Source organism: Nonomuraea basaltis, assembly GCF_005893125.1.
Classification (GTDB): domain Bacteria; phylum Actinomycetota; class Actinomycetes; order Streptosporangiales; family Streptosporangiaceae; genus Nonomuraea; species Nonomuraea basaltis.
On the sequence record NZ_VCJS01000082.1, the window covers coordinates 1 to 25116 of the forward strand.

General features: G+C 66.6%; 13 protein-coding genes. 8 read left to right on the forward strand and 5 right to left on the reverse strand.

Annotated elements, in window-relative coordinates; genetic code table 11:
* The coding region (locus tag EJK15_RS32945; RefSeq protein WP_138714390.1) for an acetyl-CoA synthetase at window positions 1-1269 on the reverse strand (1269 nt) is incomplete at its 3' end.
* A 283-nt stretch (window positions 1270-1552) separates the two neighbouring features.
* Between EJK15_RS32945 and EJK15_RS32950 the strand changes: the two genes are divergently transcribed.
* From EJK15_RS32950 to EJK15_RS32980, 6 genes are all read left to right on the forward strand, one after another.
* Window positions 1553-2674: a trypsin-like serine peptidase gene (locus EJK15_RS32950; protein WP_138714391.1), complete on the forward strand. Its 1122-nt coding sequence runs from the start codon at window positions 1553-1555 to the stop codon at window positions 2672-2674.
* A 315-nt stretch (window positions 2675-2989) separates the two neighbouring features.
* On the forward strand, window positions 2990-4090 hold the full coding sequence (locus EJK15_RS32955; protein ID WP_138714392.1) for a trypsin-like serine peptidase: 1101 nt from the start codon (window positions 2990-2992) through the stop codon (window positions 4088-4090).
* A gap of 197 nt (window positions 4091-4287) precedes the next feature.
* Window positions 4288-5451 (forward strand): trypsin-like serine peptidase, encoded by a 1164-nt coding sequence (locus tag EJK15_RS32960; RefSeq protein ID WP_138714393.1) that lies wholly within the window; start codon window positions 4288-4290, stop codon window positions 5449-5451.
* 298 nt (window positions 5452-5749) lie between these two features.
* Window positions 5750-5935, forward strand: a complete 186-nt coding sequence (locus EJK15_RS32965) for a hypothetical protein (protein WP_138714394.1) — start codon at window positions 5750-5752, stop codon at window positions 5933-5935.
* Window positions 5932-6087 carry a hypothetical protein gene (locus tag EJK15_RS32970; RefSeq protein WP_206061237.1) on the forward strand — a complete coding sequence of 52 codons (156 nt, stop codon included), beginning with the start codon at window positions 5932-5934 and terminating at the stop codon, window positions 6085-6087. Before EJK15_RS32965 ends, EJK15_RS32970 begins: the two co-directional genes overlap by 4 nt.
* A gap of 899 nt (window positions 6088-6986) precedes the next feature.
* On the forward strand, window positions 6987-7628 hold the full coding sequence (locus EJK15_RS32980; protein ID WP_138714396.1) for a nucleotidyl transferase AbiEii/AbiGii toxin family protein: 642 nt from the start codon (window positions 6987-6989) through the stop codon (window positions 7626-7628).
* Between the two features lie 687 nt (window positions 7629-8315).
* Here the strand turns inward: EJK15_RS32980 and EJK15_RS32990 are convergent.
* Together EJK15_RS32990 and EJK15_RS32995 are read right to left on the reverse strand one after the other, a co-directional pair.
* Window positions 8316-8501 (reverse strand): hypothetical protein, encoded by a 186-nt coding sequence (locus tag EJK15_RS32990; protein WP_138714397.1) that lies wholly within the window; start codon window positions 8499-8501, stop codon window positions 8316-8318.
* Between the two features lie 189 nt (window positions 8502-8690).
* Window positions 8691-10151, reverse strand: a complete 1461-nt coding sequence (locus EJK15_RS32995) for a helix-turn-helix domain-containing protein (protein ID WP_206061238.1) — start codon at window positions 10149-10151, stop codon at window positions 8691-8693.
* Between the two features lie 536 nt (window positions 10152-10687).
* On the opposite strand from EJK15_RS32995, the gene EJK15_RS33010 reads away from it, so the two are divergent.
* A complete protein-coding gene (locus EJK15_RS33010) occupies window positions 10688-10936 on the forward strand; it encodes a GntR family transcriptional regulator (RefSeq protein WP_138714399.1) in 249 nt (82 codons plus the stop codon).
* Window positions 10937-11433: 497 nt separating this feature from the next.
* On the opposite strand, the gene EJK15_RS33015 is transcribed toward EJK15_RS33010, so the two are convergent.
* On the reverse strand, window positions 11434-21837 hold the full coding sequence (locus EJK15_RS33015) for an RHS repeat-associated core domain-containing protein (RefSeq protein ID WP_138714400.1): 10404 nt from the start codon (window positions 21835-21837) through the stop codon (window positions 11434-11436).
* A 626-nt stretch (window positions 21838-22463) separates the two neighbouring features.
* Entirely contained in the window at window positions 22464-22922 is a 459-nt protein-coding gene (locus EJK15_RS33020) for an IS5 family transposase (RefSeq protein ID WP_138714401.1), read from the reverse strand.
* Window positions 22923-23498: 576 nt separating this feature from the next.
* Here EJK15_RS33020 and EJK15_RS33025 point away from each other — a divergent pair.
* The gene (locus EJK15_RS33025; protein WP_138714402.1) at window positions 23499-25013 is read left to right on the forward strand and encodes a trypsin-like serine peptidase; all 1515 of its coding nucleotides are present in this window, start codon (window positions 23499-23501) and stop codon (window positions 25011-25013) included.
* Window positions 25014-25116 lie beyond the last annotated feature (103 nt).

A 25116-nucleotide genomic window follows, 5' to 3' on the forward strand; every position in this document is an offset into this window, starting at 1 on the left:
CCCATGCGCCACCGTGTACCCCGCGACCACCGCAGGCCCCTCATAGGAGCCTGCGATCGGCACCCCTTTGGCCGTGAACACCGGCGCCGCGCTCCCCAGCCGCCCGCCCGGCTCGCTGGACCAGACCGCGTACGTGTGCTTCGTCAGATGCATCCCCACCCCGGTCACCAGCCCGTGCCCCGACTGCGCCCGCAGCAGCCCCGCCATCGTCGCCGTCGAGTGCAGCACGTAGTCGCTGGCCGGCCCGCCCGCGTACGGCAGCCCGCCCGTGACCGTCAGCCCGCGCCGATCCAGCGGGTCGAGCCCGATCGCGTCACACGCCTGCCGCAGCGCGATCGCGAAACAGCTGTAGAGATCGATCGCGTCCATGTCTCCGAGCCCGAGCCTGGCCCGCTCGAAGGCGGCCTCGGCGACCCGCGGAATCGCCTGCGAGGCGCCGAGCGCGGGCCGCGCCGCCACCTCCCAGGTGTCCTCCCCGTAAGCCCACCCACGCAGGTACACCCGCCCCTCGGCGGGCACGCCGAGCCGGTCGGCCAGCCGCGAACCGGCCAGGACGACCGCCGCCGCCTGGTCGACCTCCAGCACGGCCACCGTGTCCCTGGTGTAGGGCCAGCCGACGAAGCGGTCGCCGTTCACGAGCTGCTCGGGGGTGCGGGCGGTCCTGCGCCACGCGTACGGGTTCGCGGCGGCCACCTCGGTCATCGGCGCCATCAGCCGCCCCCGGTCGCGCATCTCCTCCTCGATCGCGATCCCGAGCGCCGCCCGCCGCGCCGTCTCCATGATCGCGTACGTGTGCACCGGCAGGAACAACCCGTGCGCCAGCTCGGCGGGGTGCGGCGGGCGCTCCCAGCCGTACGGTGGCTTGGGGTCGGCGGGGTGGCTCCACGGCACGTGCTCGCCCGCCAGCCGGTACGCCCGCCGCGTCGCCAGCGCCTCGGCCCCGGCGACCAGCGCGCAATCGAACTCACCCGCCGCGATCCCGGCCGCGGCCGCGCCGATGAGCAGCTGCGGGGCGGTACCGCTGACCTTGGAGTACGCCCGGTGGCGCGGCGTGGCGCCGAGGCGCTCGGCGAGGCGGCCGACCGGGGAGTCGTACTGCCAGGAGTCGGTGTAGACGATCTGGATCGAATCGAGCCGCTCGACGGGGAGCCGGGCGTCCCCGGCGGCCGCGCGCGCGACCTCCTCCCACAGATCGAGCGGTTCCGGCCCGGGCTGCTCGCGAACGGTGCGCTGCGCGATACCGATGAGACAGGGGGTGCGTGGGTCCATAACTCCATTCAACCAGAACAAGATTCGGTTGATAAGCAGTGGCTTCTGATAATTAGCGTTACCGCTGTTACCAGAGACAATTCAACAGCCCCGCTGCCTGCGGAAATGCCTTCTCGGAATACATGCGATTTCGCTATTTCTATAACGGAATGGAACCGGGCCATGCTTTTTCGCGTCGTTTCCTGGCCGCCGGGTCGCGCCATTCATTAACGTTCCGATCGTTTTCCTGGCCCACCGGGGCGCAGTACCCCGCTCTGGGCCGCCGAGAACTGAGAGGAGCTCCATGTTTTCCCGAGCAAGGCGCATCGCGATCCCACTCGCCGGCCTGGTGGCCATCGGGCTGACGGCGGGAACGATCAGCGGCGCCGCGGCGAACGCGACGGCACCCCGAGACGTCGTGTCCAAGAACGCCACCACCCCCGCGGAGCAGGCGATCCAGTTCTGGACGCCGGACCGCATCAAGCTGGCCACCGACTACGACGACAGCCTCGATCTGTCCACCAAGGGCGTCAAGGGCAGCAACGACACCCCGGACGGACCTCCCGGCTCCGTGCCGCCGATCGGCGCGGAGAAGACGAAGACCAAGAAGAGCAAGCACGTCAACCTGCCGAACACGGTCGGCCGGGTGTTCTTCACGCTGCCGAAGGCCGACCCCCGCGATCCGAGGAACTGGCGCTACTGCTCGGCCAGTTCGGTGCAGAGCAAGTACCGCAACCTCGTGGCGACCTCCGCCCACTGCGTGTACGACACCAAGAAGAACACCTTCTACGACAACTGGATCTTCATTCCGTCGTACTGGGACGGCGACAAGGTCTGGGAGGGCAAGGCTCCCTACGGCATTTACGCCGCCAAGACGTTCAACGCGCACGACGACTTCGTGGTGAAGGAGGACTACGACTTCGACTACGCGTTCGTCAATGTCTACAACGGCATCAAGGTCTCGTGGGAGAAGGTCAACGGCCGATGGAAGTGGACCGTCAAGAACGCCGGCCGGCTCGGTGACAACGTCGGCGGTCAGGGCTTCACCTGGAACCGGAGCACGAAGCTGAACGTGTTCTCGTTCGGCTACCCGGCAGGCGAGCACCCGGACGGCGACAAGCCGTTCACCGGCCGCACGATGAAGTACTGCTACGGCAAGACCAAGCCGATGCCCGAGGCCAGGAAGTACAACCTGCAGGAGCACATCGGCTTCAAGTGCTCCTTCACCGCCGGCGCCAGCGGCGGCCCGTTCCTCTACAACTACAAGAGCGCGTCGCGCACCGGCTACCTGGTCGGCGTCAACAGCGTCGCGTGGGACACCGACGGCAACGATCGCTACGACCACATCTCGTCGCCGTACTTCAACACCGACACCTACAAGGTCTACAAGGCCGCCGCCAACCGGTGGACCGGCAACATGCCGTGACGAGTTGGCACCCTTGGCCCCGGGTCCCGCATGGGATCCGGGGCCTTACCCCATCCCCCATTCGGGGTGGTGTGCGCCACTCGAGAGGCTGAAAGCGACGCTCAATTCGGCCACGCGCCCACCTGGACCGCCTCCCTCCCGACCTGCGGCGATGCTCAAAAGTTATGATCGTTTAGGCGTATCGGGAGTGGTCGGCTGAGGATGAACTTATAGTTCACGGTGGACGCTAGATCAGGTAACGAATCTCTATCCAAGCTGCAATAGAGTCTGGACATCTGGAAAAATCCACCCTTACGACCTTAAGAAAGGCATTTCATGATCTCCCGGGCCAGGCACATCGTGGCCGCCGCGCTCAGCGGCGCGCTGCTGATGCTGCCTGCCTTCACGGGGATCGCCAACGCCGCGTCGGCCGGCAAGGTGTACCCCGTCCCGCTGGCCAAGACCGCGGCGGACGTCAAAAGGGTCGCCGACCACTGGAAGCCCGACCAGCTCAAGAAGGCCGACATCTACAGCCCGGCCACGCCCGGCGCCGCCGCCGCACCGGCGAGCTCCGCCGCCGGCGCCGCCGCCGGCCCCGCCGCGCCCGCCGCCACGGTCAAGCGGACGACCGCCGCGGTGCCGAGCGCCACGCCCGTGCTGCCACGCAAGGGCCAGGTCGCCAGCACCATGGGCAAGGTCTTCTTCCTGCTCGGGGGCAAGGAGTTCTGGTGCTCCGCCAGTGCCGTCACGGCCAAGAACCGCAGCGTGGTCGCCACGGCCGGGCACTGCGCGTACGACCCGCGGCAGGCCAAGGCGGCCGAATTCTGGATCTTCGTCCCCAACCCCGGGCCCAACGGCGAGACGCCCGAGGGCATCTACGTGGGCTCGTCGATCAGCATGCACGAGGACTGGGCCGGGAGGGGCGACTACGACTACGACTACGCGTTCGTGACGGTGCACCGCGGCTTCACCTGGGTGGCCAAGAACGGCACCTTCGTCATGCAGGACGTGGGCCGGCTCCAGGACAACGTGGGCGGCCTGGGTCTCGAGCTGAACAAGAAGCCGGACACGTACGCGGTGGTCGCGTTCGGCTACCCGGCCGGCACCCAGCCCGACGGCAGCCGCCCGTACGACGGCAGGAAGCTGCACATGTGCCTCGAGGGACGGACGCGCTGGACCGTGGCCCCCAGCCTCGACCTGCAGAAGGGCGTGCAGCTCCAGCGGTGCGACTTCAGTCCCGGCGTGAGCGGCGGCCCCTGGCTGATCGGCTACGACAAGGACCGCAGGCTCGGCAGCCTGGCCGGCGTCAACAGCCTGACCTGGAACAGGGACGCCAAGGACAGGTACGACGCGGTGTCGTCTCCGTACTTCGACAACGCCACCGGAGACGTCTACCGTCGCGCCGCCGCACAGACCACACCGGCAAATGTGACGTAAGTCACAGCAACGGTTTGATCACTGGTCGTGATCAGGCGAGATCTTGGTCTCGAGAAGGTCACGACGGGCATTGGGAACACTGACATGATCTACCCAAAATTCACACAACCATGGTCAACGCTGTAGGTTCCGGCTGACCGTTTGCTGAGATTTGGGGGTGCACGAGGCGCCTCATGTCAGCGCAACCTGGAGTTACCTTGAAGCGAATCCTTCTCCCCGCCGGTAGTGCCGTTCTGGCGACCGGCCTGCTCGCCGCCGGCCTGTCCGGCACCGCGCAGGCCGAGCCGGACGTCGCCCACGACCCGATGGCTCGCAACACCTCTCAGGCCGCCTCCGTGGCCTCCTTCTGGCTCGCGTCGAACGGCGCCGCGCTCCGCGCCGCCACGCAGTACACCTGGGACTCGAACGAAGTGCGGAAGGTCGTCTCCAAGGGCGGCGCCGACCCCGACGGCCGGCCCGGCACCACGGCCCCCACGGGTGAGACGAAGTCCACCGGCCGCGCCCAGAACGTCAACCTCCCCAAGACCATCGGCAAGGTCTTCTTCGTCGACGGCTCCGGCAAGTTCCGCTGGTGCTCGGCCACCTCGGTCCAGTCGAACTACCGCAACCTGGTCTCCACCGCCGGCCACTGCGTCTACGACACGGACAGCAACAAGGCCGTCCTGGACAACTGGGTCTTCGTCCCCGGTTACTACCAGGGCAAGGCTCCTTGGGGCATCTACGTGGGCAAGCAGGCCTTCACCCACTACGACTTCGACGTGTACGAGGACTACGACCGCGACTACGCGTTCGTGACCGTCTACAACGGCATCCTCTTCAACGGCGTCAAGCAGGTGGACCGCAAGGACTACGAGGGCTTCACCGGCCCCAAGCGCCGGTGGGGCGGCCACTACTACATCCTGCTGTCCAAGGATGCCGGGCGCCTCGGCGACAACGTCGGCGGCCAGGGCTTCGCCTGGAACCAGCCCACCGGCAAGGCCGTCCGCGCCTTCGGCTACCCGGCGGCCCCGCACCCCGACGGCGACAAGCCGTACAGCGGCGTCACCCCGAAGCACTGCTACGGCAAGACCACGGCCAAGACCGTCGGCGCCCCGTGGCTCAAGATCGAGGAGCACATCGGCCTCAAGTGCGCCGTGACCCCCGGTTACGACGGCGGCCCGTGGCTCCTGAACTACAGCAACGGGAAGCGTCTCGGCTACGTGAACGGCACCACCAGCACGTTCGCTGACCAGGACGGCAACGACCGCGTGGACTACATCACGTCCCCGTACTTCGACGGCGAGACGTCGGCCGTGTACAACGCGGCCAAGAACGTGTGGTCCGGCAAGATCGTCGGCCCGCGCGGCGAGCTGTACAAGTAATCCCTGCCAGGGGAAGCGAGGGTCTCGGCTACCGAGGCCCTCGCCTTGGTTCTAGGCCACAAGCATGGCCTTCCGCTGGAGGGCGCTGCGCGCCTCTGAGAGCTCCAGACAGCGCCTCCCAAGAGGACTCCGCCCCCTTTCCTTTCGATCCCCCGGACAAGCACGCTCGCTCCGCTTGCCGGACGCCCAACCTTGCCCCATGACCCAGCGAGCCCGCCTCACCTCACTGTTCGCCAAATCGACGGCATAACAGATGGTGATGATCTGGCATCGCATCGTGACTGTCCACATTCGAAGCATGGAAGAGAACGTTGATGCCTCAGAGGTGATCGACTACGAGGCAATTCGTCGGCGCTTTCCCTGGGTGGGCCTGGGTCCCCGCGGGGAACATGATTTCTCTCAGAGCTATCGGGACGTGATGGCCGAATTACGGCTTGGCCGGGAGATCATCCAGGCGGTCGAGACCATCAGGCGTGGCGCATGAGGGAACTACTGATCGACTCCGGGCCGGCGACCCGGCGGGCCGAATTCAACGCCATGATGGTCAACTTCTACCGGACCAAGGACGCCACCGCCGCCTTCGCCTTCCTCGCGTCATGCCATCCGGATTTCGAGGAGTCGCCGGGCATCCTGTAGGCCGGTCGCCTGGTCAGAGAATCATGCGGCAAATCAAGGAGTCGGAGGTGCCGCGCAGGGCTGCCGTGACGGCAGGAGCCCGCGTGGTCTGTCGGCACGTTGACGGGCTTCCACTCCTGGGTCCCGACGAAGCGGTACTGAACAGCCTGCGCGCCTGCGGGAAGCCCTTCGAAGTAGCCGTGGACCTTGAAGGTCACCGGACACTTCGATGCGGTTGTCCGCTCGGAGGCGATGCTGGCCTTTCGTACCAAGTTCTGAGCCGGCTGGTCATCGTCCTTCCCGGCCGGAGGCGGGGTAGCCGAGTCGTCCGGCTTGTCGGCTCCATGGGCGGAGATGGCCAGGCTGTCCCACGCGTCGCCCGTGCTCTCCTCGCCACCAGCGCAGGTGACGGCGAACGAGGCCTTCTTGGAGGTCTTCTTCACCGGGCTGACGAGGCGAACCGCGCCCCAGCCACGGGCGTCGCCGGTGACCTTGATGGACGTGGACAGCTGAACGGTCTTAAGGCCCTTGCCCCCGACCTTGGTGGCCGTTGGCAAGATCGACCTGCACGATCAGACCTGCATCGGTCACACTGGAGACATGGACACTAGGGGATACGGAGCACTCCGGCCTTACGTCGTGCCGACAACCTTGGAAGAGCTCACCGGACCCATCAGGGGTGTCATATCGCTTCCCCGCCACCTCGACTGGGGGCCGAAGCGCAGCTACGACTTGGAACAGACCGCCGACGCGCGGCTGATGTACATGCGTGTGATCAGGGAAAGTGCCACGCCTGACGACCTGCGACGCTTCCTGAACGCCTCGCTCCTACGGAGGCTCTGGCCCGAGTTGGTTTTGCCGCCGCGGGTTCGCGCCCTATGGCTAGACCGATTCCCCGAACTCCAGCGCCAAGCCGCCTGATGGACGAATTCCACCGTCGCCTGGCCCGTATCGCACTGGCAGCAGCCGCAGACAACGGATTCGCCCTGGCAGGCGGCTATGCGGTCCAGGCCTATGGCGTACTCCAACGGCCCAGCGAAGACATCGACCTGTTCACCTCGAGCCTCCGCGACGACTTCGCTGACGGCGTCAGCAAGATATGCGCCGCCTACACCGCTCAAGGCCTTACCGTCAAAGTTGATCTCGACAGCTCTCATTTCGTACGACTCGGCGTGTCCGACCCTGCAATCGGTCGAACCAGCAAGGTCGAATTGGCCACCGATCTGCGATCTCACCCACCGGTCACCATGGAGATCGGTCCAGTTGTCCACCTCGAAGACGTCGCAGGCGGCAAGGTCGAGGCCCTGTTCACCCGAGCAGAAGTTCGCGACTTCATCGACGTCGACGCGTTTCTCACCAGCGGTCGGTTCACCCGCGATCGCCTGCTTGAACTCGCTGCGTCCCGCGACCTCGGCTTCGACCGGGCCGTGTTCGCACAGATGCTCTCCGCTCTGGAGCTCTATCCAGATAGCGAGTTGCTCGCCTATGGTCTGACAGAACCCGAGGTGCGCGAGCTGCGCTCGCGGTTCAACGCGTGGCGCGCAAATCTGGCCCAGGCCTAGCCTCGAACCCAAAGCACGACATCCAACAAGGGGATGAGCGCTGTCAACATCTCCTGGAGGCCATTCCAGGCGATCAAGGTTTGCACACCCGCGATGGCGGCGGCCGCACGGTAACGATCATCAAGATCAGGGCCTTTCCATTCGATCGAGCAGTTGCTTGTAGTCGTCCCAGACAACGGTGTGACCAGCGTCCTCGGTCAGCGCGAGCTGAGATCCATCAACGAGAACGGAAAAAGCACGTTGGTATCGACGAAGACCCGCGTCATCGGCCAGCACTTCTCGGAAAGTCAGTAGGGCAGTTCTGCCTCCTCCGCAGCATCCATGATCCTGCGACTGCCTTCGGCGCGGCCCTGCTCCCTCATTTCGGCCACGTGGTACACCGGCTGATGTGAACCAGTTCCGCCTGGCAGGACAAGGTGGCCCCTAGCGTGACGGCATCCGGCTGCCGCACAGTCTCGACAACCCCGGCGATCCGCATCTGATCGGTGATCGGGCGCCGCAACTCGGCCACCCACCCCAACATTCCAGCCACGTCGGTTCTCTGAACGTAAATCTCCCAGCCGGGGTAAGTGGTCCGCAGGGCGGTAAGCTGGCGAGCCACTCAATCGGCTGACGTGCCGGCCTCCTGCGCGACGCTCCGTAGATCCGGAACTGCCCCCTCCGGATGAGCGTCCAACTCGCCGCCAGTCATTCTCTCGCCCCACCGTCGCCACCGGCCTCGACCAGGAGCGCACCGGTGGCCTTGTCGCGGCGGATGCGCACCAGGACTTCGCCATGGATGTAGGACGGCTGACGGGCGTACCGATCGAGACGTACCAGCCGCACCGAACCTCGTGCGCCGTGCGAGAGGGTGTTGACCGCGGCATTCAGCAATGCGGTCGCCCTACCAGCCTCATCGGTGATACCACCGGCCCCTCGGCCCTCGCCATCGCGAGCGTGCCACGAGTAGAAGCAGTCCGAATCCAGAGAGTTCCCATGCATGTACGCAACGTACGGTCGCAGTCGAGGGCCAGCGGGTGCCACGTGCACCACTGCCTCGCCGGGTGCACAGTGCACCCATTCCTACAGGGGCAGTCCGAGATGCTCCGCAAAAGTACGGGCCCGGCGTTGGATCAGTGGTCCGCCGTGCTCAACCGCCTCGGAGGCCATCTGCCGCCCGGTCGGGCTGTAGTGGACCGAATCATGCGAGATCGAGTACGCCTGATTCAGCCAGTCGAGCATGGATGACCAGTCGCGTCGTTGGTGATACGTGCGGGCGATCTCGACATGCAGCCGGGCTCGCCGTTCACGGCTGGGGATAGAGTCCGGATCGATCTGTTCGGCACGTTCCTTGGCAGAGGCGGACTTGGTGAGGTCAGCACCGATCGACACCGCGTGCAGGGCGACGTTTGAACGGCCGAACTGGGTCCATGCATGGTGGTAGCCGTCGGGAAGGCGTTCCGCGGTCGCGGCGGCCTCGTCCCAGTACCGCCACGCGTCACCCTCGCGTCCAGCACGCGCGGCGGTCGTGGCGGCGTGGAGCTGCATGGCGCCGTAGAGAGCACGCAGCTCGTCGGTGCCCTCCTGCAGCCGGTCGCGCAGCAGGTTGGCGGCATCGGTGGCAAGGGTCAGGGCTCCTTCGGTGTCACCGCCGGACCGCTGAACCATGGCGTAGGTCCATGCGGCCCCGGCAAGCGCGGCTGGCTGGTCAGCTTCACGGGCAGCGGCCATGGCTCGATCGGCGACGACCCAGATCAACTCCGGCTCGCTGGCCCAGACGATGGCGTGCTGCACGAGCGCCCATAGGTCGGCGAGCACGGCGTTGGCGTCGCGGCGTTCCTCGCCTTGGGCTTGGCGGGCGGTGGCCTGGGCGTCACGGATGAGGGCAGGCAGTACGCGGCCGACGTCGGTGCGGTGGGTGCGAGATGTGTGCCACACGTGCCAGGCTTCGACCGTACGCCGGCGAAGCGTGGCGACGGGAAGTGGCTGATCCGTGATCGTGAGGAGAGGATCTCGAACGGCATCCCGGATGGCGGGCACGGCCTCGTGCGGTATCCGCGCGAAGGCGCTCACGGGGATCGTGGTGTGCCCGCCGAGGTCCATGTCACTCCCGGCGAGAACGGCGACATCGCCGACGGCGAGCACCTCGGCGAGGCGGATGAGCACCGGGAGGCGGGGCGGCAGGCGTCGCCCGCTTTCGATGCCCTTCAGCCACTCCGTGGAGTAGCCGACGAGTCCGGCCAGCACGGGCCGGGGCATCCCTTTGCGTTCCCGGATGATGCGAATCCGTTCGCCCGTCTTCTTGCCTTCGAGATCGTCAAGCATGGGGAACACTCCCGCTTGGCTTCTTGTCGACAGCCAGGTTACGTCTTCGGGCTTGTCGCGTGACAGGGATCGAGCACCCTGCCAATACAGCAGCCAGTGCAGGCTTACTCCAGTGGGCCGGTATCTATCGCCTCCAGGCGATCGACCGGTCGGAGTCACCATGCGGTGCCGTTCGAGATGCGCAGCCAGAGGCGTTCCGCCGCAGGGGCCAACGTCCAAGGACTCTCTACGATGATCGCCGCGTCGCTCTCGTCCGATATGCGGCGAACGAACGACAGCCCGCCGGCCGCGCATAGCTCAAAGAACGGGGCTCGGCACATACACGTGTAATCGCGAACCCGTACGCGAGGCACGCGGCCGGCGCTTTGTACCCATGCCACCCGTTCGGCATCAGGTGGAGCGGCCACGTGGAGGCCGTGGCACAGCGGCACGGAGAAGGGTGACGTACTCATTCATCACCGCCTGGCGCTCCTTGCAGCAACGCCATGAGCGTGGCGACATCATCGGCGCTCACCGTCTGCCGCAGCCCACGCTCCAATGCCCTGCCGCTCAACACCACCCCCGCCTGGTGGCGTAGATGGCGCCCGCGTCGCTGCGGAAGCATGCCCAATCCGGAAACGCGGCCCGGACGGCATCGAGGTCATCGCTGGATGTTGCCATGGGGGAAGGCTAAGGGCCTACGGTCTACAGTCGTCTATAGAGCACGTAGGACATCTACAGATCAATGGAGATACAGAGGTCCCTACAGTGGTAATGTGATCGAGTTTCGCGAGGATCAGCCCAGATGGCAGCAGGTTGCCCAGATGATCCGCGAACGCATCGCGGCAGGGACCTACCGCCCCGCCTCGCGAGTGCCGAGTGAGAATGACCTCATGCAGGAATTCGGCATCGCCCGGATGACGGCCCACAAGGCCATGAAAGCCCTCCGCGCGGAGGGATCCATCTACACCGTACGCGGCATGGGCAGCTTCGTCAGTCCACCTGACGACACGAAGAACTCCTGAGACAATGTGGCGACTCGACGCCACCCGGCCAGCTCGGCTCTCGCGTGAATCTATGCCGCTTGGCTCGACCCCGACGCGTGGCTGTCTGTCCGAAGCCATCGTGGCGTGCCGGGCACGCTGGACCTCACATGCGGACCCCTGAGGGAATTCGGACCCTTGCGGCTCGCGCAGCGCCACCAGCGTGGCATTCACCGAGGCTCTCGGCACGGCTCGCGGACGATGGCTCCCAGGACCCGCCCGTCTGCCCGCTCAGCTCTCCGTACGGCCCTCCCCTCTGTCAGGAGGATCCCCCTTGCCTGTCGACATGGATCTCTTCTCGAGCAGGATGATCGGAATAGTACATAGAGCAAGAATACTGCCCATCCACACGAGCACCAGCGCTGACGCCCTGACGTCGACCATGGTAGCGAGGATCATGACGAACCCCGCGAAGAACGCCGAGCCCGAGGCCAGGCCCACCATTTGCCGCAGGACGGTTATTCTGGACCGGCGCCTACTCACTGCGATCCAATCTTTATCTCTGTCGGTGCTACAACGGGCATTCCGGACTGCTGATCGTAATACGTCGTGGTCTTGAACGAGAACCAGATGCCATTGCCCTTGTTGTGGCTGAGGACGGCTGCCACGCCCATTCCGATCAGGGCCGCCCCCGCCTCGCAGACAAGGGCTATCGGAATGCCGACCAAGCTGAACCCCCCTACAGCGCAGACGCCCGCGGCGAAGCCCGCCACGCCCGTCAGGCCAGCCGCCAGCATGTTCGCCGCGAAGTTGCTCAGATAGTAGGTGCAGCCGCTCTTGTTGCATTTCTTGCCGGTGAACCCGCCCCCCTCGGTGCAGTCCCGCTCCGACTTCATCTTCGCGCATTCGAGATACACGTCGTCGACCCACCAGCAGTCCTTCGCCGCACTGGTCTTCATGCAACCCAGCTGGCTGTCGAAGGCACTGTTGCAGAACGGGGAGCTGTGCCGGCCGTACTTCTGCGAGGACAGGCAGTCCAGGTAGGAGTCGGCATACGATGCGCACCCGGCGTGGTCGGCCGCCTTAGCCTGATCACGGCACTTGATGTAGTAGTCGACGTCCGTGGCGCAGGTGGACTGGTAGTGCTTGTTGCCGTAGCGGCAGTCGCGGTATGCCTCCGACGCGTTTCCGCACATCTCCTTGGAATAGTCCGGCCGCGAGTTGTGGCCGACGCGGCAATCCCGGTAGACGCCGGCGTCTTCCCCGCACACGGCTCTTCTGTTTCCCTGGGACCGGCACTCGATGTAGTTGTCCTTCACGTCGAGACAGGTAGATTTGCTTGCTGTGGGCCGGCAACTGGCATAGGTGGACGCCGCGTCTCTGCAAGCGCCCTTCGTGCTGCCTCCTGAAACGACCCCCATGTGCGAGGTGCCGTCGGCCCGACAATCACCGTAGACGTCCTTCGTCGCAGTGCAGTAGGTCTTGCCATGCCCCTTCCGGCAGGACGTGTATTCCTTCTCGGTTTCCGTACAGTACTGCTTGCCGTAGTCTTTCACGCACCGGCCGTGGTCGACGATGATCTCCGCACAAGCCTTACTCTTCTTCGACTGCTGCTTGCACTCGCCGTACGTGTCGACCGGATTCTTCGTCTTCGTCTTCGTCTTGGTCTTGGTCTTGTGGCCGTCCGGGTCGACGTTCGTCAGGGGGTTGTCATTGGCGTAGGCGTAACGATTGAGCTGGATGGAAGGGTCGGGGCTCTGGGTGAGCGTGTCGCGGGAGACGAAGCTGCCGGTCGTGGGCTGGTACCAGCGGGCGGCCATGTTGACCTTGCCCGAGTCGGGGTCGGTGTAGGCGCCCTGGTAGCCGAGGGCGTGCACGTTCCCAGTGCGGATGATCACCTCGCCGAAGGGGTCGTAGGCCACCGAGTCTGCCAGCGCGGTTCCGCCGGCGGCGAAGGCACCGATCAGGTCGCCGCGCAGGTCGGAAAAGGCGAGCTGGGCGCCACCGCCGTCGCTGATGCCCAGCGTGCGGCCAAGGGCGTCGCGGCCGAAGGACGCCGTCCTGGCGCCGTTGGCGTCGGTGACGGCGACCAGGTTGTTGGTGAGGCCGTCGTAGGTCATGCGGCTGGTCTGGCCGCTCGCGGTGCGTGTCCCGACGCGGTCCAAGGCGTCGTAGTCGTAGGTGATGGCGTCATCGGTGATCAGGCGGTCGAAAGCGTCGAACTTGGTGAGCCGGACGATGCCCGCTGAGTCTTCCTTGAGGGTGCCGCGGGCGGTGTAGGTGTAGGTGTGGCCGTCGCCCGATGTGAGGCGGTTGCGTTCGTCGTAGGTGTAGGTCTTGTCGCCGGCCCTGGTTCGGTTGCCGGCGGCGTCCCACTCATAGGCGGTCTTCTTGCCGTCGGGGGCGGTCCAGGAGGTGAGCCGGTTGGACCAGTCGTGGGTGTAGGTGTTGGTCCCCGCGCTCGCCGTTCCCGTGGTGGTCTTGGAGGTCAGGTTGTCGTCGAGGTCGTAGCCGTACTCGATGGAGGCGATGGCGCCGCCTGCGGAGGTGGTGAGCTGGTCCTTGGTAAGGCGGTTGAGGGCGTCGTAGGTGTAGGACCGGCGGGCGCCTGAGGCGCCGTAGGCCATCGAGGTCAGGCGGGAGGCCTTGTCGTAACCGTAGTCGATGGTGGTGGCGCTGACCGAGTCGACCGACTGGGTGAGGCGGTCGGCGTCGTCCCAAGCGAAAGTGGACGTGCCGGTGACATCGACACGCTGGACGAGGCGCTTATTGGCGTCGTAGGCGTAGGCGTTGAGGTCGCCGCCCGGGCCTGCGCTCTTCAGCAGCAGGCCGCGGTCGTCGAGGGTGAAGCTCAGATCGTCGGCGCTGACCAGCCGGCCCGCGAGGTCGTAGGCGAACGTCTTGTCCTCGGTGGCAACCTCGGCGCCACTGCCGGTCTGCTTGACCAACCGGTTCAGCTCGTCGAAGGTGCGGTCGACGCGGACGCCGCCGGGGACGAGGCTGGTGACCGGGTTGCCCGCGGCGTCGTAGACGGTGGTCCAGGTACGGTCGGCCGGGTTCGGGTGGGCCGCGGTGCTGGGCTCGATCATCGACTCGGCCAAGCCCAGGCTGTTGTAGGTGGTGTAGCTGGCGTTGCCGCGGCCGTCGGTGGAGCGGGTTCGCGCTCCCGCGGCGTCGTGGCCGAAGGTGGTCGTGATCGTCTCGGTGGCCGAGACCGGCTCCTTACGCTCGATCAGCCGGTTCGCGGCGTCGAACACCTGCGTAGTGGTATGGCCATCAGCCGACGTGTGGCTGGTGGGGTTGCCGACCGTGTCGTAGCCGTATTTCAGGGTGCGCAGCACGGTCCCGTTCGCGTCCAGTTCCTGGGTCTGAGTCTTCCGTCCAGCCAGGTCGTAGTCGGCGGTGCTGACCGCGCCCAGCGGATTGGTTGTCTTGACGACGCGTCCGGCCATGTCGTACTCAAACGCCGTGGCGTTGCCAAGCGCGTCGGTCTGGCTGGTGAGCGCGCCGAGGGCGTCATAGGCGCGGGTGGAGGCGTCCCCCGTGGGCCGGATGGTCTTGGTCACCCGGTCGGCGTCGTCGTACTCCAGTCTGGTGACATAGGCGGCCTGGGAGGGCTTGCGCTCGATGGTGGTCAGCGTGATCTGGCGGCCCAGATCGTCATAGGTGGACTCCGAGCGGGCGCCGGTCGGGTCGGTCTGCGACAGTAGCTCCCCGAGCAGGTCGTAGCCATAGGTCCAGACGCCGGCCAGGGCCGTGGCGGTCTTCGGTGCGGTGACCTGCACCATGTGGCCGAGGCCGTCGTAGACCGCCTTGGTGGTCTGCCCGCGCTGGTCGGTGGCGCTGATCAGATCACCCGCGGCGTTGTAGCCCGCGGTGGCCTTGGGCACGATCGGCTGCCCACCGGGCGGCGTGTACGTCGGGATGGCCTGTTCCACGACGCGCCCGGCCCGGTCCACGGTCGAAGTCGTGATCCGGCCCTCGGCGTCGACGTGGTGGGTCTTGTCGCCGAAGGTGTCGTAGCCGAGCTTGGCGACGGGCCGTTCCGTCGCCGGGGCGCCGCCCGCCCGCTCCACGGTGACCGGCGGCAACTGGACCTGGGTCGGCACGCCGAGCGCGTTGTAGGTCATGGTGGTGGTGAAGGCTGCCGGGTCGGCGCCGGAGGCGTTCCCGCGGGGGTCGGTCATCGCCGTCACCAGGCCGCGCTCGTCGAGCGTTAACGTGGTGATCAGGTCCTGGCCGTCATTGTGGGCGGTCTTGCGGGTGACCTGGTTGCCCGCGTCGTAGGCGTACTCGGTGATCTCGGTCCGACCGGCGCCGGCCGCGGTGAGGCTGACCTTGGTCACGTTGTCGTTGGCGTCGTAGGCGGCCGTGGTGACGCGGTTGAGCTTGGCCGGGTCGACGGTTTGAGAAGTGAGGCGTCCGGCGGCATCGTACGCCGCGTCCACGCGCAGCGTTCCGCCGTCCGTGGTCTCGCGGGTGATGTTGCCGGCGGCGTCGTACACCCTGGATTCCAGCACCACGTCGCGGGGAGTGTCCGAGCCGTTGAGCCGCGAGCCCTTGGCTATCTTCTCAGCGGGCAGGTTGTCGTTGTAGTAGGTGTAGACCGTGGTGTGGCCCATCGCGTCCGTCTGCGAGGCCAGCCGTCCGGCCGGATCGTAGGCGAACGACGTCATCACCACGTCCGTGGCCGGCTGCGGGTCGGCCGGGCTGCCGGTCCAGCCCTTCAGCGTGGTCGTGGCCTGCTCGCCGCGCGGGGTGTAGCCGTAGTGGAAGGTTGTGCCGCGCTCGTTGGTGAGGCTGGTCTTCTGGCCCTTGTGGTCGTAGGCGAAGCGCTGCACGCCGCCCTCGGGGCCGGTGACCGTCTCCACGCGGCCGTAGGAGTCGTAGGTGTAGGTGGTGGTGCGGGCCGCGTCGCCGCCGGTAAGGTCCTCCTGCGTCTCGGCCAGCGGCAGGCCGTCCGGGTCGTAGGCGGCGCTCCACTTCGAGGTGTGCGTCACGCCGGTGACCTCGTTCTTGACCCCGGTGCCGGTCCGAGAGGTGATCTTGCTCAGCGCGTTGTACGTGACGGTGGTCTTGATGCCCTGCGGATGGGCCGTTGAGATCTCGGTCTGGGTGGTGACGCGTCCGAGCTCGTCATACTCGTACTTCTTGACCAGCCCGGTAGGGGTGGTCTGCACCGCGGAATCGCCGGCGGCGGTGTAGACGTAGGTGGTCTCGTTGCCCTTGAAATCCTTGGACGACTTCACCAGTCCCGCCGGAACGAGGCCGCCGCCGACCGCGGGTTCGGTGCCGTCGGTGTAGGTCTTCGTCATTGAACGGCCCTGCGGGAAGTCTGGAGTGCCCGGCGTCGTCTGCTTGGCCTCCTCCCCGAACGTGCTGTAGGTCCAGGAGGTCTGGTATGTCTCATCGGTTGGCGAAGCCGACCGGGCGTCCCGATGGGCGGTCTTCAGGTCGTTGCGTGGGTCGAAGGGATTGTCGACGTTCAGGTAGTACGTGAAGTACTCACTGGAGCAGCTGTCGCTCGTCCGGCAGGTCTTCCTGGCCAACAGGTTGCCGCGGACGTTGAACGACACCTCCACGACGTTGCCGTTGGGGTCGAAGACCTTGGCCGGGAATCCGCCTACGTCGTAGGTGTATCTCGTGGTCTTGCCGAGTTGGTCGATCTGAGAGATCGGCCGGCTGCCATGCAGGGCGTCGTCCACGTACGTGAGGGTGCCGCCGTGCGGATCCGTCACCGTCGTCGTGGCGAAGATCAGGACCGTGGTCTCCTTGCTGTACGCCTGAGCCGACAGCTTCCACGCGCCGCCGTTGGCGTCGGTGTGCTGGGTGAGGCGGCCGCCGTCAGCGGCGTAGACGTTCTCCGTCTCCGTTCGCCCCGACGGGGTCAAGGCCTTGATGAGCTGCGGTTGCGGCGACTTGGCCGCATAGTGGGTGTTGATCACCTGCTCGCCCAGCGGCTTGCCGTATACCGCGACCTCGTCGATGTCGCCCGTGAACGAGAAGGGCGCCGTCGAGGTCGTCGTGGCGGGCCAGGTGGGTGAGCCGAAGCCGGAGCCGATGCGCGTCTCCCACTGGCCGGCGTGCGTGATCTGCCCGGCGAGCGTGCCGACGGCCTGACCGTCCAGGTAGAGGGTCTGGGTGTTCTCGGCGGCCGACAGCACCACGTGGTGCCAGCCACCGTCATTCACCGGGGCGGCCGAGGTGATGGGGGCTGGAGTGCCGGTGTAGAACTGGCCGCGCAGCTTGCCGTCCGTGCCGACGTACAGCAGGGGGGTGAAGGCCGACGGGAGGCGGGAGGCCGCGTTCTGGTAGCCGACGATCGTGCCCGCACCGGTGGTCTTGAACCACGCCTCCACCGCCACGCTGCCGCCGCGGCCGCTGATGGTGGCCTGGGGCAGGGTCACGTACGCGGAGCTGGACGTGCCCTTGAAGCGCATCGCGGTGTCCGGCGAGCCGGTCAGCGCGCCGGGGTTCCCTGTGGTGGCATCGGCCGTGGTGCCGCTGACCTTGGCCTCGTCCCCGGGTTCGGGAATCCCGGGGGCCGCGCTGTTGATCTTCGTGCCGATGGTGGCGACCGTCTCGTTCAGCCGCCAGTACCCGAGGGGTCCGGAGTCCAGGACTGCGCTGCGGTAGCGGGAGGCGTCGCCGTAGGTATAGGTGGCGCAGGCAGTGTCCGAGCCGGGCGGGCAGACCTTCACCAGCTTGTCGCCGTCATAGGTGTACGTCCACGTGAGGGGGGCCCCATTCAGTGGATCGGTGGACACGCCGGTCACATGGTTGCCCGTCCAGGTGAACGTGAGCGCCCTGTCCCCGGTCGCGGTCGCCTTGGCCAGCTTGCCGTCGCTCCCGTAGGTCAGCTGCTGCGTGCGGTTTCGGTGGTCGGTGACCTTGGTCAGGCGGCCGTTTGCGTCGAACCAGTACGAGGTGGCCGACTTGTCCATCAACCGCCAGCCACCCTCCGGGAGCGTGGCCAAGGTGGCGAACGTGCCCTCCGGCGGCGCGTAGGTGCCGTCGCCCTTGGCGGCGAAGCGCATCTGCTCGCCTCCCGGATAGGTCACCAGCAGCGTCGACGTCTTCGGGTCCGGCTCGATGCGCATGTCCCAGCGGGTCGACCAGCCCGCGCCGAACGCCCCGGCGGTACGAGGGTCAAGACTGTTGTAGGTGCGCGTGACGTTCAGCGGCGGCCCCACCACTGAGACCGACGCGTCGGTCTCAGTGTGGGTGAAGTTGCCGGAGGAGTGGTTGAACGCGCGGCCGTCAGTGCCCGCGGCCAGCGACGCGTTGATCGTGCCCTGCTCCGGCGTTGGCGTGAAGGATCGCCACGAGGAGGTCACGGTCGTGGTGCCGGTGGTCGCCTTCGCCTGCCACCAGTAGGTCTGCCCCCAGGCTAGCTTGTGCGCGCCGGCGATTCGTGTGTTAAAGGGCGTCCAGGTTCCCGACTTCTCCCAGGTGGGGGTGCTATCACACCAGGTCCAACTCGACGGCGTGCCTGCGCAGAGCTGGAACCAGTAGGTGACCGGATCCTCGTTCGCGGACTGGGCGTGCGCCGACAGCGTCGGCTCCAAGGTGCCGACCTGGCTGTTGTGAGCGGGTGCGAAGCCGATGAACGGCAGCGCGGTCACAACCCCCGACTGCCACTCCGACCAGGGGCCGCTCACGCCGGTCGTGGTGACGGCGCGCACGCGCCAGCGGAAGAGCCAGTTGTCCTGCAGCTTGGCGGCGGGGACGGCCATCCAGGCGTTGGCGCCGGAGGGGTAGGAGGTTGTGGACTTGCCCGCGTAGATCAGGCCGGTGCCTTGCTCGGTGGCGGCCGGGTCGTGCTCCACCTCTATGGCGAGTTGGGAGGCGCGGTTCTCAGGGTCGGTGACCTTGGCGTACAGGGAGGGTGTGAGCGTGGTCGCCGACCAGGACGCGGTGCCCCGCCTGGCCGGGGCCATGCCAAGCCCTTCAACGGACGGGACGTTGAGGTTCACCCGCGCCGTCTGCCAGTCCGACCAGGGGCCGTTGACGCCGGTGGTGGTCACGCCGCGGGCACGCCAGCGGACCTGCCAGCCGTCCGTGAGCTTGCCCGTCGGGACCTGAAGCCAGGCGTTGGCGCCGGACTCGTACGAGGTGGTTCCCTGTCCGGCCCAGATTAGGCCCGAGCCCTGGGCGGAGGCGGCCGGGTCGTGCTCGATCTCGACGCCGAGGTAGGAGGCGCGGCCCTCGGACGAGGTGACCTTGCCGAACACCCACGGGGTGAGCGAGGGGATCGTCCAGCCGTCGGCGCCCGACGTGCCGGGGGTCATGCCGACGCCTGCCACGCTCGGCTGGGTGAGCGCGACCACGGCCGACTGCCAGTCCGACCAGACGCCGGCGGTGCCGGAAGTTGGGACTCCACGGACCCGCCAGCGGATCAGCCACCTGTCCTGCAGCCTGCCCGAGGGCACCTGCACCCAGGCGTTGGAGCCCGACGCGTACGAGGTCGTGCCCTGTCCCGCCCAGATCAGGCCCGAGCCCTGGGCGGGGACCGATGGGTCGTGCTCGATCTCGGCGCCCAGGACGGAGGCGGCGCCGTTCGGGCTGGTGATCTTCGAATAGAGCCACGGAGTGAGCGAGGACAGCGTCCACAGGCCTGCCCCCTGGGTGGCGGGGACTGCGCCGATCCCGGTGCCAGCCGGGTTGTTGACATCAATCCTGGCGGTTTGCCAGGTCGACCACGGCCCGTACAGGGTCTGGGAGCTCTCGGTCGGGGTGATGCCGCGCGCCCGCCAGCGGATCAGCCAGCCGTCGCGTAGCTTCCCCGAGTCGATGGTGAAGCGGATGGCCGAGCCGGACGGGCTCGCTGCGCCGCCGGTGTAGCTCCATATCGTGCCGCTGCCCTGCCCTGGGACGGAGGGGTCGTGCTCGACCTCCACCGACAGGCCGACGTTGCGTCCCGCGGTGTCGCTCACGGTGGCGCCGAACGATGGTGTCACCGAGGTCAGTGTGGACAGGGTCGTCCCGGACACGCCGGGCGTGGCCGACAACGCGGACACGGCGGGTTTGGTGATGTCCACTCTGGCGGTCTGCCAGCCCGACCATGGCCCGTATAGGGTCTGGGAGTTCTCGGTCGGGGTGATGCCGCGCGCCCGCCAGCGGATCAACCAGCCGTCCTTCAATGCGCCCGAACTCACCGTGAAGCGCACCGTGGACCCGTTCGTGCTGCCCGCTCCCCCGGTGTACGTCCAGATCCGGCCGCTGCCCTGCGCCGGAACCGACGGATCGTGCTCGACCTCCACGCTCAACCCGACATTGCGCCCGTCAGGATCGGAGACCTTCGCCTCCAGCCACGGCGTCAACGTGCTCAAGGTCGTCAGCCCCGAACCCGTCGTACCCGGCCCCGCCGCCAGAGTCGACGCCGCAGGCTTGCTGATGTCGATCCTGGCGGTCTGCCAGCCCGACCATGGCCCGTATAGGGTCTGGGAGCTCTCGGTCGGGGTGATGCCGCGCGCCCGCCAGCGGATCAACCAGCCGTCCTTCAATGCGCCCGAACTCACCGTGAAGCGCACCGTGGACCCGTTCGTGCTGCCCGCTCCCCCGGTGTACGTCCAGATCCGGCCGCTGCCCTGCGCCGGAACCGACGGATCGTGCTCGACCTCCACGCTCAACCCGACATTGCGCCCGTCAGGATCGGAGACCTTCGCCTCCAGCCACGGCGTCAACGTGCTCAAGGTCGTCAGCCCCGAACCCGTCGTACCCGGCCCCGCCGCCAGAGTCGACGCCGCAGGCTTGCTGATGTCAACGCGGCCGGCCTGCCAGCCGGACCATGGGCCGTACAGGGTGTCGCTGGTCTCCGTCGGGGTGATGCCGCGGACCCGCCAGCGAATCAGCCATCCATCTTTGAGCAGGCCGGAGGGCATGGTGTATGAGACATACGATCCCGAAGGATCGGCGGAGCCGCCGGTGTACGACCAGATGCGACCCGTTCCCTGACCCGCGGCCGACGGATCGTGCTCCACCTCGACGCTCATGCCGACGTAGCGCCCGTCTGGGTCGGTGACCCTGGCCTCGAACCACGGGGTCAATGACGACAGGATCGACTGCCCGTCCCCCGAGGCGCCGGGCCCGGCCGACAGCTGCGACACGGCGGGCTTGCTGATGTCCAGCTTGGCCGTCTGCCAGCCCGACCATGCGCCGGTCGAGCTGGAGGTCAGCCCGTGGGCTCGCCAGCGGATCGTCCAACCGTCCTGGAGCTTGCCCGAGTCGATCGTGTACCGGATCGTTGAGCCCGACGCACTGCCCGTCCCTCCGGTGTAGGTCCAGATCTGGCCGGTGCCCTGCGCGGGAACCGACGGATCGTGCTCGACCTCCACGCTCAACCCGACGTTACGTCCATCCGGGTCGGTCACCCTGGCCTCGAACCACGGCTTCGGCGACGACAGAATCATCATTCCCGAGCCGGGGGTGCCGGGGCCTGAGGTCAGCAGGGACACAACGGGTTCTCCTGCGGACGCCTCGGCGGCGGACCGGGCCGCGGCCGGGCGGGGCGGCGGGGCGGCGGCCGGCGCGTTCTCTGTGGGAGGGGCGGCGAGCTCCGGCTCGGATTCATCAGGCAACGGCGGCGGAGTCATCAGGCCTTCGATGGACGATTCGGCCATTTGGTGCGGCTCGTCCAGCGGTAACGCGCCCTTGGGACGCTTGCCGGCCTTCGCGGCGGGGGTGTCGATAACGGTCTTGGTGGCCTCGGGGCCGACCAAGTGGGGCAGGTTCTTGGCGGTGCCGGTCTGCTGGACCGGAACGCTGCTCGACGCGCCCTTGGCGGGCGACTGGGGGATCTCGTAGCGCGTACGGACCGGATCGGCGACCGCGGGCTCGATCTGGAGCTGGACGATGCTCGGGATCAGCGCGGCCGCCAGGACGACGGTGATCCTTGCTCGCAGGCGGCCCTTCGACTTCAGCCCGAACCCACTGCGTCCCATTACGCCAGTCGACCGATTTCGCGCACGCCAAAACGTCATGCGTCACTGCTCCTGCCGTACAAGGACGCTCGCGCAACGAGAGGCGCGTCCGATCCGATGCCCGCTGTAAGATCGACATAAAGAAGATCACCTCTGTATAACCGAGCGGCCTATCGCCGCATAGATCGCGCGATGAACGCCCGCCCCTACTTTCTGGAACGGAACAAACGCGATTCGATATCGGCGCAGCTTGCAGAGCGCGCATCGGCAACGCCTGTGACCAACGTCACACTGGTAAGCGGTTGTGCCTGATCAGAACGGGCGCGTATCTACTGCCCGCCCTCCTGCTTAGCCTCAGGTATTCAAGCGGTCGGATGTAGCGGCCTAAACAAGAGAAAGGTGCCCCTGCGCTGCAAGGATTCGAGTGTCGACGTCGTATCCGCTACAGAAGCAGGTGCAGCCTTCCCAGCCGCCCGCCGGGCCCGCCGTCCCGGGCCTGGGAGTATGCGGATCTTGGCCAGCACGGTGCGCAACTGCGGGCTGTCGCCGTACTGGGCGGCCGTCAGCACCAGTGCCAACGGCCGGCACCGACCATCGGTGGCAAGGTGCGGCTCCGTGCTTCGTGATGAAGGCGCCGCAGGAGCGTCCTAAGCACTCGCCGCCTTGACCACCTCCGCCAGCCGAGCGCGCAGACCGGCCCGTATCGGATCGCCTCGCTTGGTCCGAACCGCCTCCTCTTGTTGCCCGGCCGGTGGGTGCGGCGCCTGGCGGGGCGCGCCAGCCGCGTGCCTGTGGGCGCGTAGGGGGGTGGAGTCCACCGCCACGTCCCAGTCCAGCCGACCCGCCTCGTCGGCGATCGCTTGCATCTCGGTCAGCAGTCGTTCCCAGGTCCCGTCCGCCCGCCAGCGGCGATGCTGCTTGTAGACGGTCACCCAGCAGCCGTAGCGCTCGGGCAGGTCACGCCAGGGCACTCCAGTACGGATCCGGTAGAGCACTCCGTTGATCACCGTCCGGTGGTCGTTCCAGCGACCACCACGCGTGCCGTCGGCGGGCAGCAGCGGCGCCAGTCGTTCCCACTCGGCATCTGTCAGATCACCACGACCCATACGCCAAGCGTGACAGCATCGCCACTCAGTGTCAGCAGATCCAGCAAACAGTTCCTATCTCGACTACATAGGTTCGCGGCTGGAACCGCACCTACTAACAGGCAGCACCACACGGCCCTGGGCCGGCGCGCGCACACCCCAGGAGCCCACCCGCACCTCTCACCCAGACGACCTCGCCACACCCCGCCGAACCGGACTGCGAAGGAGAAGTCGGAACGCTCCATGACTCAACCTGAAGATCACCTGTGAAATGGGGAGCAGTTTAGACGGAGTTGGTTCCAATCTGGTTCCTGTGATCTAAGTCACATTAGAGTGACTACACTATGCGTCGGATCACTAACGGAACTTTCGTTCCAGCAGCAACATCCCCCACATATCCTGCAAAAACGTGACCCCTCGATCACGGCGCGCAAAGATCTCTGACTGATAACAGCACGGTAACGGCGGTCACGCCGACTATCCGATCACTCAAACCGGGTTCCACCTGCGGAGATCACCACGCTATGTTCCTTGCTATCCCTTTACTGACGCATGGGACGCATGTTGCGACCCACGACAGAGCAAGGAGCAGTTCCCTTGAAGCGCATCCTCATCCCCACCGGTGGCGTCATCATGGCTACCGGCCTTCTGGCCGCCGGCCTCGCCGGTGCGGCCCAGGCCGACCCGACGACCGCCGCCGACCCGATGGCGGCGTCCGCGGCCAACGCGAAGGCCATCGCGGAGTTCTGGGCGGACAACAACGGTGCTGCCCTTAAGGCCGCTACCGCGTCCGACATCTGGGACAAGGCCGACGTCGCCAAGCTGCAGTCAAAGGGCGGCTACAGCTCGGACACCAAGCCGGGCTCGACCGCTCCGATCGGCCAGGAGAAGAAGACCACCTCGAAGGTCCAGAACGTCAACATGCCGAAGACCATCGGCAAGGTGTTCTTCGTCAACAGCAAGGGCGAGAAGAAGTGGTGCTCGGCCACTTCGATCCAGTCGAAGTACCGCAACCTGGTCGCCACGGCCGGTCACTGCGTCTACGACACGGCGAACAACACCGAGGTCGTGTCCAAGTGGGTCTTCGTCCCCGGTTACTACCAGGGCAAGTCTCCTTGGGGCATCTACGTGGGTAAGCAGGCCTTCACCCACTACGACTTCGACGTGTACGAGGACTACGACCGCGACTACGCGTTCGTGACCGTGTACAACGGCGTCCAGCTCGGCGCTGGCAAGGCCACCAAGGTCACGATCGAGGAGTACAAGGCCGCGACGGCCAAGGGTCAGGTCACCGACATCAAGGCGACCCAGGTCAGCAAGGAAGAGTACGAGTCGGCCATCAAGGACCCGACGAAGTACCCGTACTACGACATCAAGCCCGGCACGGCGAAGAAGGTCACCGGTCCGGACTACCCCGGCGCCATCGTCGACAAGAAGGAAGTCACCAAGGCCGAGTACGAAGAGGCCGCCAAGAAGGGCACCGGCCGCGGCCAGGGCTTCATCTACGGTGACCCGGTCGTCGAGATGGTCGACAAGGACGCCTACGACGCCTGGAAGGGCGAGAAGAAGACGGACGCCGCCGGCAACTACCTCATCACGCACTACTACGTGCAGGAGTGGTACGTCCCCGGCACGGACACCAAGTACTACCGCCTCGACTACTACGTGATCGAGGGCTTCGCCAAGGACGCGGGTCGCCTTGGTGACAACGTGGGTGGCCAGGGCTTCGCCTGGAACCAGCCCACCGGCAAGTACGTCCGCGTGGTCGGCTACCCGGCCGCACCGCACCCTGACGGCAACAAGGCCTACACCGGTGTCACGCCGAAGTGGTGCTACGGCAAGACCACCAAGAAGCTGGTGGGCTCCGCCGCGAAGAAGATCGAGGAGCACGTCGCCCTCAAGTGCGCCATGACCGAGGGCGCCGACGGTGGTCCGTGGCTGTACAAGTACAGCAACAGCAAGCGCCTCGGCTACGTCAACGGTGTCACCAGCACCTTCAACGACCAGGACGGCAACGGCCGCGTGGACTACATCTCCTCGCCGTACTTCGACGGTGAGACGAACACGGTCTACAAGGCTGCGGCCAACGTCTGGTCCGGCAAGATTGTCTGATTGACGGACAGTGACCGGCCCTGAGCCGTTCGTGTAACCGTTCCAAGCGAAGGGCCCGGCATCCGCCGGGCCCTTCCGCTTTTCCGAGCCAAAAGTGAAGGCG

Bases quoted from the DNA above. Each gene is read 5' to 3' on its own strand.
- EJK15_RS32950 (WP_138714391.1), top strand. From the start codon at position 1,553: ATGTTTTCCCGAGCAAGGCGCATCGCGATCCCACTCGCCGGCCTGGTG.
- EJK15_RS32955 (WP_138714392.1), top strand. From the start codon at position 2,990: ATGATCTCCCGGGCCAGGCACATCGTGGCCGCCGCGCTCAGCGGCGCG.
- EJK15_RS32965 (WP_138714394.1), top strand. From the start codon at position 5,750: ATGGAAGAGAACGTTGATGCCTCAGAGGTGATCGACTACGAGGCAATT.
- EJK15_RS32970 (WP_206061237.1), top strand. From the start codon at position 5,932: ATGAGGGAACTACTGATCGACTCCGGGCCGGCGACCCGGCGGGCCGAA.
- EJK15_RS32980 (WP_138714396.1), top strand. From the start codon at position 6,987: ATGGACGAATTCCACCGTCGCCTGGCCCGTATCGCACTGGCAGCAGCC.
- EJK15_RS33015 (WP_138714400.1), bottom strand. From the start codon at position 21,837: ATGGGACGCAGTGGGTTCGGGCTGAAGTCGAAGGGCCGCCTGCGAGCA.
- EJK15_RS33020 (WP_138714401.1), bottom strand. From the start codon at position 22,922: ATGGGTCGTGGTGATCTGACAGATGCCGAGTGGGAACGACTGGCGCCG.